Genomic DNA, 13,031 nt, shown 5'->3' on the forward strand with positions numbered 1-13,031 from the left:
GCACGGGGCCCTGGCCGCCATACCCCACCACCCGAGACCCGTCACCTCCTTGGAGCCCTCCCCCATGACCGCGCTCGACGCACGCCCCCACACCACCGCGACGCTCCGCTTCCCGGCCGACTTCCGCTGGGGCACCGCCACCGCCGCGTACCAGATCGAGGGTGCCGCCACCGAGGACGGCCGCACCCCGTCGATCTGGGACACCTTCAGCCGGACCCCCGGCAAGGTCCGCAACGGCGACACCGGCGACATCGCCGCCGACCACTACCACCGCGTCGACGAGGACGTCGCGCTCCTGCGCCGCCTCGGCGTCACCGACTACCGCTTCTCCGTCTCCTGGCCCCGCGTCCAGCCCACCGGCCGCGGCCCCGCCGTCCAGAAGGGCCTGGACTTCTACCGGCGGCTCACCGACGAGCTGCGGCAGGCCGGGATCCGGCCGGTGGCCACCCTCTACCACTGGGACCTGCCGCAGGAACTGGAGGACGCGGGCGGCTGGCCGCACCGCGAGACGGCGTACCGCTTCGCCGACTACGCCGCCCTGATGGCCGAGGCGCTCGGCGACCGGGTGGCGACCTGGACCACCCTCAACGAGCCCTGGTGCGCGGCCTTCCTCGGCTACGGCAACGGCGTCCACGCCCCCGGCCGCATCAGCGCGCTCGCCTCCCTGCGCGCCGCCCACCACTTCAACCTGGCGCACGGCCTGGCCACCCGGGCCCTGCGTGCCGAGCTGTCCGCCCCGGCGGAGGTGTCGCTGACCCTCAACCTCCACGTGGCGCGCGCCCACACCGACGCGCCCGAGGACGTGGACGCGGCCCGCCGGATCGACGCGGTCGGCAACCGGATCTTCCTCGACCCCGTCTTCCACGGGCGGCTCCCGGACGACCTGGTCCGCGACACCGCCCCGGTCACCGACTGGTCCTTCGTGGCCGACGGCGATCTGCGGACGGCCGCCGCCCCCCTCGACTCCCTGGGCGTCAACTACTACTCGCCCGCCATGGTCGCCGCCGGGACCTCCGAGTCGCCGTCCCCGTGGGCGGGCGCGGAACAGCACGTGCGCTTCGTCCCCGTACCGGGGCCGCGCACGGCGATGGACTGGCCGGTGGACGCGGACGGCCTGCACGAACTGCTCGTGCGGCTCAGGAGGGACCTGCCCGGTACGCCGCTGCTCGTCACGGAGAACGGCGCCGCCTACGACGACTACGCCGACCCCTCCGGGGAGGTCAAGGACCCGGAGCGGGTGGCCTACCTGCGGTCCCACCTCGCCGCCGTACACCGGGCCATCGAGGACGGCGTCGACGTGCGGGGCTACTTCCTGTGGTCCCTGCTGGACAACTTCGAATGGGCCTACGGCTACAGCAAGCGCTTCGGCATCGTCCACGTCGACTTCGCGACCCAGCGCCGCACCCTGAAGTCCAGCGCCCGGTGGTACGCGGACGTCATCACGGAGAACGGCGTCCCCACGCGGTGAACCGCCCGGCCCCGGCTGGCCGCCGAGGGACCGGCCAGCGCCGCGCCAGGGCCCCCTCGGGTGCGCTCCACCGACCCCGCTCAGGGATCGGCCGCCGGCTGCGTCACGGGGTTCCGCTGGCCGCCGTGGCCAGGATCCGGGCCAGTTCGGCGGGCTGGGTGACCATGGGCCAGTGTCCGGAGTCGATGTCGGCGAAGTCGACGTGCTGGGCCCGGGCGAGTTCCGGCACCTCTCCGGCGGCGATCCACTCCCGAGCCTGCGCGGGCGTGAACTCCGGGCACACGAGCACGACCGGGACGTCGAACCGTCGGGGGTCCGTCAGCCGCACCACACCCCTGGCCACACCCACGGGCACCGGGATCGCGGCAGCCGCCACCTCCCGCCTGGCCGCGTCGTCCAGGTCGGCGGCGTCCGGTCCGTCGAACGGGCCCCAGCCCGGGAAGGGCATGACGCCGTCCCGCACCTCGAAGAAGTCGGCGTACCGCTCACCGTCGGGGGACGGGACGCCGCCGATGAGGACGACCCTGGCCAGCCGCTCCGGCCGCCGGTCGGCGGCCAGCCAGGCCAGCGTGCAGGCGGCGGAGTGCCCCACCACCACGACCTCGCCGCGCGCCGCGTCCACCGCGGCGAGCACCGCCGCCACCTGGTCGTCGAGCGTGGCGGACGGTGAGCCGTCCCCCTGGCCCGGGAGGGTGACCGGCACGGGGTGGTGGCCGAGCGCCTCCAGTTCGGACGCGACCCGGTCCCACACGGACCCGTTCAGCCACAGACCGCCGATGAGCAGGATGTTCATGATCAGTTCTCCTTCTTCCGCCGCACGGACGCCACCGTAGGAGGAGATCCGGACGATCCACTGCCGGTTCATCCGGTGACCGTCCAAGCCCTCGGGGCGGAGTCCGTGGCCACCGGCCCAGCGGGGCCGACTAGCCTGCTTCCGTGCCGAACGACCTCAGCCCCACCGCGCGGGCCCTGCGCGCCCTGGAGATCATCCAGGCCCGCCCCGGGACGACGGCCGGTGAACTCGCCGCCCGGCTGGGCGTCACCGAGCGCGCCGCGCGCCGGTACGTCGGGATACTCCGCGAGGCCGACATCCCCGTGGCGTCGGCCCGCGGGCCGCACGGCGGCTACCGGCTGGGACGCGGGACCAGGCTGCCCCCCGTGCACTTCACGCAGGCCGAGGCGCTCGGCCTGGTGATGGCCGTGCTCAGCGGCCAGCCGACCGCGGCCGACGCGGACGACCTGGTCGGCACCGCCCTGGGCAAGGTCGTCAAGGCCCTGCCGGAGGGCGTCGGCCACCACGCGGCCATGCTGCGGGAGTACGCCTCGGCCGCGCCGGACCCGTACGCGGTCCGCCCGGACCCGGCCGTCACCGGCGAACTCGTCGGCGCCGTCGCGGCCCGGCAGCGGGTGTCGGTCACGTACCGCGGTGAGACGGGCGACGCGTGGGAGGCGGAGGTGGACCCCTGGGCCCTCGTCGTCCGCTACGGACGCTGGTACCTGCTGTGCCACTCCCACCGCGCGGACGCGATCCGCACCTACCGGGTCGACCGGATCCGCGCGGTCCGGCGGACCACGCACGGCTGCACACCGCCCGAGGACCTCGATCCCGTGGCGGTGCTGGAGGAGAACCTGGGTCTCGGCTGGCGGTTCCCCACCCGCGTGGTCTTCGACCTCCCCCCGGCCGAGGTGGCCCCCTGGATCCGGCCGCCCATGGGGCGCCTCGAACCCTCGGGGCACGGATGCGTCCTCATCGGCAGCACCCGCAACCCCGCCATGTACGCGCAGGAGTGGCTGGCGGGGTTGCCGTTCGCCTTCCGTGTCGAGGGCGGCGAGGAACTGCGCGCCGCGGTCACGGCACTCGCGACGCGACTGACGGCCGCGGTGAGCCCCGGAGATCCGCCAGCTCGCGCCGGGTGACGTCAGGCGGGGGTGCCGAGCGGCGGGTGCTCCAGCACGCGCGGCGTGTACTCGACCAGCTGGATGCGGCCGTCGAAGGTGCGGTGGTCGGTCATCTCAAGGGCGACGTCCGGATAGCCGTCGTAGATGCGTTCGTCGCCCGTGGCCCCGGTGATCACCGGGAACATCACGACCCGGAAGCGGTCGACGAGTCCGGCGCGCAGCAGGGACCGGCACAGGCTGAGGCTGCCGATCGTGCTGAGCGGCCCCGAGCCACTCGACTTCATGGTGCGGACCGCCTCCACGGCGTCGTCGCGGACGAGCGTGCAGTTGGCCCACGTCAGCGGCTCCTTGAGCGAGGAGGAGAACACCACCTTGGGGGCCTGCGTCAGGCCGTCGACGGACGCCTCCTCCTCGGGCCGGAACTCGTCCTGGCCCTCGGGGACCTCGCCCGAGGCGAAGCCCGACATCAGGCGGTAGGTGTTCGCTCCCATCAGATAGGTGGTCGCGGGCTGCTCACCGAGCCACGCGAGGTACTCGGGACCCTCGAGACCCCAGAACCCGGGCCATCCCTGTCCCGAGGCGCAGCCGTCGAGGGAGGTGATGAAATCGACGAGGAGCTCCGACATGGTGGTGTCCTTTCTAGGCTGTCTCGAACTACGACCGCCCGGGACCCGGAAACTCATCGGTCGCGCCGTGAGTACCACCATGCCTCCGTCGAGGAGCGGCTGCCCTGTCAGACCGCACTCGTCCGATCGTCCAGGCCCGCCCGGGCGGCGCCGCCGACCCGCGCGCCGGGGTGATCGTCGCGACGGTCTCCGCCCGCGCCGACACGGCGACTGGACGCCGGGCCGCGAGCGAGGGCCGACTCGGCCTGGCGGACCGCCACGACCAGTGCCTCCCGGTAGTCCGGGACGTCGGCTGAGCCGCGCCTCTCCTCCCTGCCGCTGTCTCTCGCCGCTCCAACCGCCTCGCGCGTCTCCGTGCAGAGCGGTGGTGTGCCGTCGGCTCAGAGGGTCCCGGCCTCCGGACGGTGGTGGAGGTCCGTCAGAGGCGCGGAGGTGGCGACGGCCGCGGCGTGGCCCGGTGGGGCCGGGAGGTCGGTCAGGTAGGGGGCGGAGGCGGGCCAGTCGGGGACGCCGGGGGCGGTGGCCCGGGGGCCCCTGACGTCCACCAGGAGGGGAGGGGCGGCGAGTCCGTGGCCGGTGAGTTTGATCGCGGCCTCCTTGCGGGCCCACGCGGTGAGGAAGGCGGCACGGCGGCCCTCGGCGGGGAGCCGGGCGTGGGCGTGGTGCTCGGCGGAGGTGAGCGCGCCCCGGGCGAGGCCCTCCACATCGCGGTGCGGACCGACGGTGTCCAGGTCCGCGCCGACCCGCCCGGAGCCGACCACGGCGATCAGGAGCCACTGCTCGGAGTGGGAGACCGAGTAGTCGACGGGAGCGCCGGGAACGTGGGGCCGACCGTGGGAAGGGTGGCCGCAGCGTCCGCAGGAACGGGTCGCCTCGACGGTCTCCGGCGGGACGCCGAGGTAGCGGGCCAGGACGAGGCGCTGTGCCGCGCGTGAGGTGACCAGTGAAGCGCCCGAGGGGGTGGTGGCACCGAGCAGGGTCAGACGGTCGCGTTCCGGGGGTGACAGCAGGGGTATCCAGGCCGTACGAGGGCGGATGGGGATGAGCCAGACGTCGCAGACGCCCGGGGCGGGGGCGGCGAGGGCGAGGGAGAGTCCGGAGGTCACGGGAGCTCCCGGACGGGGCGGGGCGTGGGTGGTGGCAGGGAAGCGAGCAGGTGGGCCACTGCCGTGGTGAGCTGGGGGTCGGGGTGGGACGGGTCCGGTCCTGAGGGGGGCAGATCGACGGCGATGTCCGGCTCGACTCCGTGGTTCTCCAGGCCCGTGCCGACGCCGGTGAGGTCGTAGCAGAACTCCGGCTGGGTGGTGAGGGTGCCGTCGACGAGGCGGTGCCGGGGCCAGGTCGCGATGGTGCCTCCCCAGGTACGGGTGCCGATCAGTGGCCCGAGGCCGCCGACGCGGAACATGTGGGCGAAGATCTCGCCGTCGGAGCCGGTCTGCTCGTTGACCAGCGCCGCCATCGGGCCCCGGGGCGCCTCCAGCGGGTACGGCACCTCGCCGCTCCAGCGGCTGTGCTCGACCCCGGCGCGGCGCCGGGCGAGCCGGTCCAGGACCATCGGGGAGGCGCTGCCGCCGCCGTTGTGCCGTACGTCCAGGATCAGCCCGTCGTGGTCGAGCCCCGTGAGGAACTGCCGGACGAAGTCGGCGTAGCCGGTCCGGAACATGTCGGGTATGTGCACGTAGGCCAGCCTGCCGCCGGACGCCTCGTCGACCCAGCGGCGCTGGGACTCCACCCACTCCAGGTACCGGGCGCGTCCCTCGTCGCGGGCGGCGCGGACGGTGACCCGGTGGGTCCCCGCACCGGGGCGCAGCACCGTCAGTTCCACCTCGCGACCGGCCAGTCCGGCCAGCAGCTCGCCGGGGCCGAGCGGGCCGACCGGGTGACCGTCGACCGCGACCACCTCGTCGCCGCCACGGACGTCCACACCGGGCAGGCCGCAGGGGGAGGCGCCCTCCGGGTTCCACGCCTCGCCGCGGACGACACGGGCGATCCGCCAGCCGCCGTGCGGCCCGGGCTCCGGGGCCCAGTCGACGCCGAGGCGGCCGTGGCCGCCGTCGGGACCGGCTGGCCGTCCGTGGTCGCCGCCGCGCTCGTAGGCGTGCGAGGTGGCGAGTTCACCCTGCAACTCCCAGAGCAGGTCCGAGAGTTCGGAGCGGGTGGCGACCCTCGCGAGCAGCGGGAGGTAGTGGTCGTGGACCGCGTCCCAGTCGACGCCGGACATCTTGGGGTGCCAGAAGCCCTCCTTCTGCAGCCGCCATGCCTCCCGGTACAGCTGCCGCCACTCGGCGGCCTGCCGGAAGGGGACGGCCACCCGGGCCAGGTCGATCCAGCCCGTCTCGCGGCCGGGCGGGGAGACCAGGTCGTCGTAGTCCTCGACGTCGGCCCTGGGCACCCCGGCCGGCACCAGCCGGACCCGGTGGTCGTGCCGGTACAGCAGGAACGCGCCCGCGGGATCCGTGCACAGCTCGTCGACCGGGGAGAGGTAGTCCTCCGTGGCCTCCCCGGTGGCGAGGTCGACCATGGTCACCGTGCCCTCGCGGCCACGACCGCGGTCCTCGGCCCCGTCCACGGCCGGGACGCCCGGCGGCACACCGAGCACCAGCACGGACTCGGGCAGGCCGCGCACCTCCGCGTACCGGCCGTGCGGCAACGGCAGCGCGACGACACGGCCGTCCACCCCCTCCAGGTCGACGCGCACCCGCACCGGCTGCCCGGTGTCGGCCTCCGGGAGCGGGGCGCCGGTGAAGGGCGCAGGGGTCCCGGCGGTGAGGAGGACGGCGTAGGGACGGGTGCCGAGCGGGAAGCCCACGTCGAACTGGACCTGGTCGTAGTCGGGCAGCAGGTCGCGCTGGCCGAGGAAGTAGAGGTAGCGGCCGCGCGGGTCGAAGGCGGGGGCGAAGTCGCGCAGGACCGGCGAGGTGAGGTGCGCGGTGCGGCCGGTCGCGGGCTCGGCGACCTTGACGGCGGTGGTGCGCCGGGTGCCCGGGAAGGTGTACGCGAGCCAGCGGCCGTCGGGCGACCAGGCCAGGTCCTCGATCCGGTCGTACGGACTGCGGTCCAGCAGCCGGGGCTCCGGGCGGGGCGCGTCGGTGTCGACGCTCCACAGTTCCTGCCGGTTGGTGGCGAACGCGACCTGGCTGCCGACGGGCGCGGCGGCCAGTTCGGTGACGTAGCCGATGTCGTCCAGCGGTACGGAGGCGAGTTCGGCGCCGCCGAGCGCGGGCAGCAGGGCCAGCCTCTCGCCGGGGGAGTCGTCGCTGGCGGCGGCGACCAGCCGGTCGCCGTCGGCGAGCCAGTGCGGCAGCCGGTAGCGCACCCCGTCCGGGGCGCCGTGGCGGCGGACCGGGCCCTCGAAGGGGGCGAGGGTGAAGACCTTGCCCCGGGAGGCGACGACGAGACGGGAGGCGTCGGGGGAGAGCCGGGCGTGGTCGAGGCCCTCGGCGGCGGACGTGGTCCGGCGCCGGTGCTGGGCGCCGGAGGGGGTGACGGTGACCGGGACCGGGCGGTCGCCGCCGTCCGGCCGGGCCGGGTCGAGCAGGCGGAGCCGCGCGCCGTGCTGGTAGACCAGCCGTTCGCCGTCGCCGGTCAGCGCGCGGACGTAGTAGTCGGAGTGGTGGGTGTGCCGGGTCAGGTCCGAACCGTCCGGGAGGCAGGAGTGGACGTTGCCGGTCCCCTCGTGGTCCGAGACGAAGTGGATCCGGTCGCCTACCCAGCACGGGAACGCCGGATTGCCCGCGGGGAGGGCGAGTCGGCGGAAGGAGCCCGACCCGTCGGCGTCCACCCACAGCTCGCCCGCCGCGCCGCCCCGGTACCGCTTGCGGCGGGCCGGGTCGGCGAGGGAGCGGCCGATCACCGTCCGGCCGTGCGGGCCGTAGGCGACGGACGCCACCGGACCGGCCTCCAGCAGCCGGGGCGGTCCGCCGCCCGGGGCGACCGCGAACAGTCGGCGGCCGAAGCCCGTGGGCAGTCCGGTGACCGCCGCGTAGACCACGTCTCCGGTGCGCGGACACCAGCCGAGGACCGCGCAGTCGTCGGCCTGGCTGGTGAGCCGTCGGACCGGGCCGCCGTCCACGGAGACCAGGCACACCTCCGGCGCGCCCTCGGGGGCGGCCGTGAACGCGACCAGGCGTCCGTCGGGGGACAGGCGCGGCCCCGCGCACGGGCCGGTGCCGCCTGCCGTGAGCCGACGGGCGACGCCTCCGGCGGCGGGCACCGACCACAGGTCGTCCTCGCACACGAAGACCACCAGGCCACCGGCGAGGCTGGGCTGACGCAGATATCCGGATCCGTCGGCCGGGTGTCCGGCGGGCACGGTCACTTGGCGGGGGTCCGGCTTCGGATGCGGTCGGCGATCTCCCGACGCCGACGCGCGGCCTCCTCGGCGCGCGCCCGCACCCCCTCCTCGTCCTCGGTCCAGTAGCAGGCGGTACGCCACTCGCCGACCGTGTAGGAGTCGTAGGAGCAGCGGACCTGCCGTTCCGCCGCCAGCTGTCGGGCGGGCACCAGCATGGTGTTGTGTTCGAGGACCTGGTTGATCACCACCCGCATGTTCAGCTCCGCCCGCACATACGTGTGCGCGGCGGCCACCGCGGCCGCGCCGAACGGGCCCCGGTGGCTGGGCAGTACGCCGAAGGACAGCTCACAGGTCTGGCTCCGCCAGTCGATCGAGGTGATCCAGGCGAAGCCGATCGGCTCCCCGCCCCGGCCGCACATCGTGAAGAACCGCCAGTCCGCCTGCTGTTCGGTGAGGGCGCGACGCTGACGCTCCGTCAGGGCGGTGTCGGAACTGCTCACCGCGAAGTCGGTGAGGTTGGCCTGGAACCGGGACTCGCGGAGCAGCGCGGTGCGCAGCGGGATGTCCGCCTCGGTGAAGTGGCGGACGGTGACGAGGGCCATGGGGTCATCCCTCCAGCGCGGTGCGGGTGAGGTGGTGGACGAGGACGTCGTGGTGGCGGCCGGTGAGGAAGAGGTGGCCGGGCAGCACACCCGCCCGGACGAAGCCGCAGGCGTCCAGCGCGGGCAGGACCGGCGAACCCGCCGGGGTCCCGGCGGTGAAGGAGGTGCACCGGCGGTAGGTGTGCAGGAAGGACAGCAGGGCCCGCAGCGCCGCCGGGTCGGACGAGGTGGTGGCCACGGCCGCCTGCCGGGGCTGCACCGGGTTGACGGCGTAGCCGAGGAGCGTCGTGCCGTGGCGCAGCACCGTCAGGTCCCGGCGCGCGATCTCACGGGTCAGCAGGGCGGTGTTCTGGGTGACCGGGTCCAGGTCCAGGAAGCCGCGCGCGGTGCCCGTGGGGGCCTCGCCCAGCAGGCGTGCCCCGTCCTCGGGGGACAGCTGCTCCAGCGTCGCGGCGTCCGTGGGCGGCTCTCCGGCCGGGTCCGCCGCCGTGTCGGGCGCCTCTTCCGGGGCGGCACCGTGGCGGGAGACCCCCCAGAGCTGTCGGCTCACCGGGCGGCCGTCGAGCCAGAGCGCCTGCGGCACCTCCGCCTCGCGCGCCAGCCCCGCCGCCCGGAGCGCCGGGGCGCCGTCGGGGCCGGACGGGGTGTGCCAGCCGTACACGCGCCGCAGGTTGAGCCAGGAGAAGGCGTGGGTGAGGGCCGTTTCGAGGAGCGGGACGGCGAGGTGTGACGCCCCGGCCAGCAGCCCGGTCTCGATCCGGGCCCGGCGGTGCACCCAGTCCAGCTCGGTGAACCGGACGAAGCCCACGCCGTCCACGACGCACAGCTCGTCGTCGGGCCGGTCGGCCGTCGGCGCCGGTACGGACGACGGGTCGGCCAGGGGCGGGCGGCCGGGGTCGGGGAGTCCGAGGAGTTCGCCGGGCAGCCAGCCGCCGGAGAGCAGGGGCAGGTCGGCCGAACGGTAGCCGCGCAGCCGTGGCGCGGTGGTCGCGGTCGTCATGACACGGGCTCCCAGAGACGGGAGAGGAAGACCTGTCCCCGGCGGTGTCCGTCGTCGACGGTCATGCCGGGCAGGACGCCCTCCTCGGTGAAACCGGCCGCCCGGGCCGCCGCCAGACCGCGTTCGTCGTCGTCGACCACCTGCACCGCCAGCCGCACCAGTTCACGGTGGTGCCGGAGGCCGCGGACCACCTCGTGGTACGCCGAGGCCCACGCGGTGAGCGGCAGCCGCGCGCTGAGACGGAGCTGGAGCACCAGGTGACAGGCGTGGTCGGCGCCCGAGTTCTCGACGGCGTAGAGCCCGGCCGGTACGCCGTCGGCGAGCAGCAGGCGGGCGTCGTCGAGGAGGGCGAGGACCTGCCACTCGGCGAGGATCTCGGAGCGCGGGGTACGGAAGCGGAACCCCGGCTCGGTGAAGAAGCCCAGGACCGCGGCGTGGTCCGCCTCGGTCACCCGTCGCGCGGACCAGACCGGCGTCGGTGTCTGCGGGTCCGGCCGCACGGCCGCTTCGGCGGTGACGGTCATGGTGTGGCCCTTCGGGAGGTGATGTCGCTGGTGATGTGCAGGCGCTGCATGTTGCTGGTGCCGTCCATGAACTCGAAGGCGCGGACGTCCCGGCACCACTTCTCCAGCAGCGGGTGCTCCAGGAGCGCCGCGGGGCCCAGCGAGCGGGCGGCCCAGTGGGCGGTGCGCACGGCCAGGTCCGTGACGTGCAGCTTGGCGGCGGAGGGCGGCCGACGCGTGTCCGGGTCCTGGTCGACCGCGGCGGCGGCGTCGTAGAGCAGGTGGCGGGCCGCGTCGAGACGGGCGGAGACCGTCAGGTGCCCGTCCCAGCCGGGACGCTGTTCCACCACGTAGTCACGGGTCCCCAGCGCGGTGCCCAGCGCGAGGGCGGCGACCTGCAACCGCATGGCGTTGAAGGTCCGGCCGACGCCCCACAGACCGCGCCGTGAGGCGGGCAGGTGCGCGCCGAGCAGCATCTCGCGCGGCACGTGCACACCGTCCAGGGCGAGTCGGCAGATCCGGGCCCCGCGCAGGCCGATCATGTCGAGCGGCTCGGCGGTGAACCCGGGCGCGGGCAGCGGGATCAGGGCCGCCCTGATGGACAGGGGACTGCGCCCGGTCCGGCCGAAGACCACGGCGACCGAGGCGCGGGAGGCGTTCCCGACATAGCGTTTCGCGCCGGTGAGCAGGTAGCCGTCGGCCGGGTCGGGCAGTGCGTCGAGCCGGGTCTCCATGGCGGTGGCGTCGCTGCCGTGGTCGGGTTCCGTCATGCCGAAACACGTCCACGAGCGGCCGTCCGCGATCGCCGAGTAGAACAGGGCGCGCTGGGTGTCGTCGCCGAGGGTGTCGACCGCCGCCCCGGCCAGTGAGGCCCCGGTGTTGGCGGCGACGACCCCCGCGTCACCGCGGGCGATCTCCACCCCGGCCACCACCCGGGACAGACAGCCGTCGGCGAACCCGCGGTCGTCCGGCATGTCCGGTGTGCGGAACTCCTTCGGCGTGGTGGCCGCCCGCATCAGGGCCAGGACCGCGGAGTCCAGGTAGGTGGTGCAGCCGCCGGGGTCGGCGTCCACCGCGAGGGCGTGACGCCGCAGCTCGCGTCCGGCCTCGCGGCAGACGTCGCGCAGTTCCCGCAGCGGGGTGTCGGACAGGTTCAGCATGGTGCCGACTCCTTCGCGGTGACGTGGTTCCGGTCGAGCCAGCTCTCCCCGACCAGCCAGGCCACGTACCCGGCGCGGGCCGGGCCGTCGGCGAGGAAGCCGGCCGCGCCGAGCAGCTTGGCCGCCTCCCAGTCCAGGGCGGTGAGCCGGTCGTGGGCGTCGACCACGGCTGCCGGGAGGTGTCCCGCCACGCGCACCAGCCGCAGTACGGCCTCCAGTTCGGTGTGCGTGTCGGCCACGACCCCGCGCACGAGCTGCTTCTGGCTGAGCAGTTCGCCTCCCGCGGAGCGCCGGGCGAGGTGGGTGACCGCGTCGTCGACCAGCCTGCGGACCACTCCCGCCCGGACGGCCGCCAGGTGTGCCGCCAGCGCCCACGGGCGAGCGGCCGCAGCCGCCGGTCCGGGCGTGGACAGGCGGACGAAACTGACGCCCTCCAAGGCGGCCAGCCGGTGCGGCACCACCTCGGCGTCCGGGGGCACGTCGCGGGAAGGCAGCGCGCCGACGCCGCCCGGCGGCGGGCCGGGATCGGCGGTGGCCAGGGCGAGGGCCAGACCTCGGGCCGGACCGGCGTCGTAGGCCGCGGCCTCGCACGCCGTGATCGTCTCGCTCATATCGGTCCTGTGTTCGCTACGGGGTTCCTGTACCGGGAGTCGTCAGGCGCGGGTGAGGTCCAGCCGGTCCTTGATGTAGGCGGCGAAGGAACCGGCGGACTGGAACACCTCCGGGTCGAGGGTCTCCGGGTCCGCTTCCAGGCCGAGCGTGTCCTCAAGGCTCATCAGCAGCTCGACGAAACGCATCGAGTCCATTTCCAGGTCCTCGAGAATCCTGGTTTCCTCGCCGAATTCCGGGAGCGGGCGGCCGAGAATAACGGTGAGGGACTGGCGGAGGTGTTCGATGATCTCGGCGCGATCCATCGGGCGGTCCTTTCCTGGAGAGCGGCGCGAAAAACCGTGGCACGACGCGCAGTCGGCCCGCGGGCCCCGGCCGTCTCATGGCGGTCGGTGCCCGCGAGCCCGCATTCGGCGTCAACTGCGAGCCGGGCGGTACTGAGTTGGTCAGGCGGCCTTGGTGGCGGCCTTCGACGCGGCCTTGGTGGCGGCCTTGCTCGCGGCCTTGGTGGCGGCCTTGGACGCGGCCTTGGTGGCGGCCTTGCTCGCGGCCTTGGTGGCGGCCTTGGACGCGGCCTTGCTCGCGGCCTTGCTCGCGGCCTTGGTGGCGGCCTTCGACGCGGCCTTGGTGGCAGCCTTCGCCATATTGATCACACCTTCCGATGAGGAAGACGCCCGGAAATCCGGACGTCCGCCGGGCGACGAATTCGCCCGGCGAGGACGAGAATCCGGCACGCCGGTCAACCCCGTCAATACTTTCCGACCCGGCTTCGGACGCCATTCGGTGACAGCAAGTTGCCGCCTCTGTTGGCCATCGTGGAATTCTCCGCATCCCCGCTCCGGACGAGGATTCTGTAAAGGTTCGAAAGCG

General features: G+C 74.4%; 13 protein-coding genes. 2 read left to right on the top strand and 11 right to left on the bottom strand.

Annotation, left to right across the window (positions count from 1 at the left end; translation table 11 throughout):
• The first annotated feature begins 64 nt into the window (after nt 1-64).
• Nucleotides 65-1,468 carry a GH1 family beta-glucosidase gene (locus ABZ659_RS09590; RefSeq protein WP_360215552.1) on the top strand — a complete coding sequence of 468 codons (1,404 nt, stop codon included), beginning with the start codon at nt 65-67 and terminating at the stop codon, nt 1,466-1,468.
• 103 nt (nt 1,469-1,571) lie between these two features.
• On the opposite strand, the gene ABZ659_RS09595 is transcribed toward ABZ659_RS09590, so the two are convergent.
• Nucleotides 1,572-2,261, bottom strand: coding sequence for an alpha/beta hydrolase (locus tag ABZ659_RS09595; RefSeq protein WP_360215730.1), 690 nt, complete (start codon nt 2,259-2,261; stop codon nt 1,572-1,574).
• Nucleotides 2,262-2,404: 143 nt separating this feature from the next.
• Here ABZ659_RS09595 and ABZ659_RS09600 point away from each other — a divergent pair, with 143 nt between their 5' ends.
• Nucleotides 2,405-3,385 carry a WYL domain-containing protein gene (locus ABZ659_RS09600; RefSeq protein ID WP_360215555.1) on the top strand — a complete coding sequence of 327 codons (981 nt, stop codon included), beginning with the start codon at nt 2,405-2,407 and terminating at the stop codon, nt 3,383-3,385.
• Nucleotides 3,386-3,387: 2 nt separating this feature from the next.
• On the opposite strand, the gene ABZ659_RS09605 is transcribed toward ABZ659_RS09600, so the two are convergent.
• The 10 genes from ABZ659_RS09605 to ABZ659_RS09650 form a co-directional block, all read right to left on the bottom strand.
• Nucleotides 3,388-3,993, bottom strand: a complete 606-nt coding sequence (locus ABZ659_RS09605) for a dihydrofolate reductase family protein (protein ID WP_360215558.1) — start codon at nt 3,991-3,993, stop codon at nt 3,388-3,390.
• A 380-nt stretch (nt 3,994-4,373) separates the two neighbouring features.
• On the bottom strand, nt 4,374-5,099 hold the full coding sequence (locus ABZ659_RS09610; protein WP_360215561.1) for a 4'-phosphopantetheinyl transferase superfamily protein: 726 nt from the start codon (nt 5,097-5,099) through the stop codon (nt 4,374-4,376).
• Nucleotides 5,096-8,311, bottom strand: a complete 3,216-nt coding sequence (locus ABZ659_RS09615) for a S41 family peptidase (protein ID WP_360215564.1) — start codon at nt 8,309-8,311, stop codon at nt 5,096-5,098. The genes ABZ659_RS09610 and ABZ659_RS09615 overlap by 4 nt, the downstream gene beginning before the upstream one ends.
• Nucleotides 8,308-8,889 (bottom strand): GNAT family N-acetyltransferase, encoded by a 582-nt coding sequence (locus tag ABZ659_RS09620; RefSeq protein ID WP_360215567.1) that lies wholly within the window; start codon nt 8,887-8,889, stop codon nt 8,308-8,310. The genes ABZ659_RS09615 and ABZ659_RS09620 overlap by 4 nt, the downstream gene beginning before the upstream one ends.
• Nucleotides 8,890-8,893: 4 nt before the next feature.
• Nucleotides 8,894-9,889: a hypothetical protein gene (locus ABZ659_RS09625; RefSeq protein WP_360215570.1), complete on the bottom strand. Its 996-nt coding sequence runs from the start codon at nt 9,887-9,889 to the stop codon at nt 8,894-8,896.
• Nucleotides 9,886-10,413: a hypothetical protein gene (locus ABZ659_RS09630; RefSeq protein ID WP_360215573.1), complete on the bottom strand. Its 528-nt coding sequence runs from the start codon at nt 10,411-10,413 to the stop codon at nt 9,886-9,888. Before ABZ659_RS09630 ends, ABZ659_RS09625 begins: the two co-directional genes overlap by 4 nt.
• Nucleotides 10,410-11,552: an acyl-CoA dehydrogenase family protein gene (locus ABZ659_RS09635; protein WP_360215576.1), complete on the bottom strand. Its 1,143-nt coding sequence runs from the start codon at nt 11,550-11,552 to the stop codon at nt 10,410-10,412. The genes ABZ659_RS09630 and ABZ659_RS09635 overlap by 4 nt, the downstream gene beginning before the upstream one ends.
• The gene (locus tag ABZ659_RS09640) at nt 11,546-12,163 is read right to left on the bottom strand and encodes an acyl-CoA dehydrogenase family protein (protein WP_360215579.1); all 618 of its coding nucleotides are present in this window, start codon (nt 12,161-12,163) and stop codon (nt 11,546-11,548) included. Before ABZ659_RS09640 ends, ABZ659_RS09635 begins: the two co-directional genes overlap by 7 nt.
• Nucleotides 12,164-12,205: 42 nt before the next feature.
• Nucleotides 12,206-12,466, bottom strand: a complete 261-nt coding sequence (locus tag ABZ659_RS09645) for a phosphopantetheine-binding protein (protein ID WP_360215582.1) — start codon at nt 12,464-12,466, stop codon at nt 12,206-12,208.
• 141 nt (nt 12,467-12,607) lie between these two features.
• A complete protein-coding gene (locus ABZ659_RS09650; RefSeq protein WP_360215585.1) occupies nt 12,608-12,805 on the bottom strand; it encodes a hypothetical protein in 198 nt (65 codons plus the stop codon).
• Nucleotides 12,806-13,031 lie beyond the last annotated feature (226 nt).

The sequence above is a fragment of the Streptomyces sp. NPDC006997 genome (assembly GCF_040635175.1).
Classification (GTDB): Bacteria; Actinomycetota; Actinomycetes; order Streptomycetales; family Streptomycetaceae; genus Streptomyces.

Excerpts from the sequence above, each read along its gene's own strand:
- ABZ659_RS09590 (WP_360215552.1), top strand. The coding sequence starts at position 65 with ATGACCGCGCTCGACGCACGCCCCCACACCACCGCGACGCTCCGCTTC.
- ABZ659_RS09595 (WP_360215730.1), bottom strand. The coding sequence starts at position 2,261 with ATGAACATCCTGCTCATCGGCGGTCTGTGGCTGAACGGGTCCGTGTGG.
- ABZ659_RS09605 (WP_360215558.1), bottom strand. The coding sequence starts at position 3,993 with ATGTCGGAGCTCCTCGTCGATTTCATCACCTCCCTCGACGGCTGCGCC.
- ABZ659_RS09620 (WP_360215567.1), bottom strand. The coding sequence starts at position 8,889 with ATGGCCCTCGTCACCGTCCGCCACTTCACCGAGGCGGACATCCCGCTG.
- ABZ659_RS09625 (WP_360215570.1), bottom strand. The coding sequence starts at position 9,889 with ATGACGACCGCGACCACCGCGCCACGGCTGCGCGGCTACCGTTCGGCC.
- ABZ659_RS09630 (WP_360215573.1), bottom strand. The coding sequence starts at position 10,413 with ATGACCGTCACCGCCGAAGCGGCCGTGCGGCCGGACCCGCAGACACCG.
- ABZ659_RS09635 (WP_360215576.1), bottom strand. The coding sequence starts at position 11,552 with ATGCTGAACCTGTCCGACACCCCGCTGCGGGAACTGCGCGACGTCTGC.
- ABZ659_RS09640 (WP_360215579.1), bottom strand. The coding sequence starts at position 12,163 with ATGAGCGAGACGATCACGGCGTGCGAGGCCGCGGCCTACGACGCCGGT.
- ABZ659_RS09645 (WP_360215582.1), bottom strand. The coding sequence starts at position 12,466 with ATGGATCGCGCCGAGATCATCGAACACCTCCGCCAGTCCCTCACCGTT.
- ABZ659_RS09650 (WP_360215585.1), bottom strand. The coding sequence starts at position 12,805 with ATGGCGAAGGCTGCCACCAAGGCCGCGTCGAAGGCCGCCACCAAGGCC.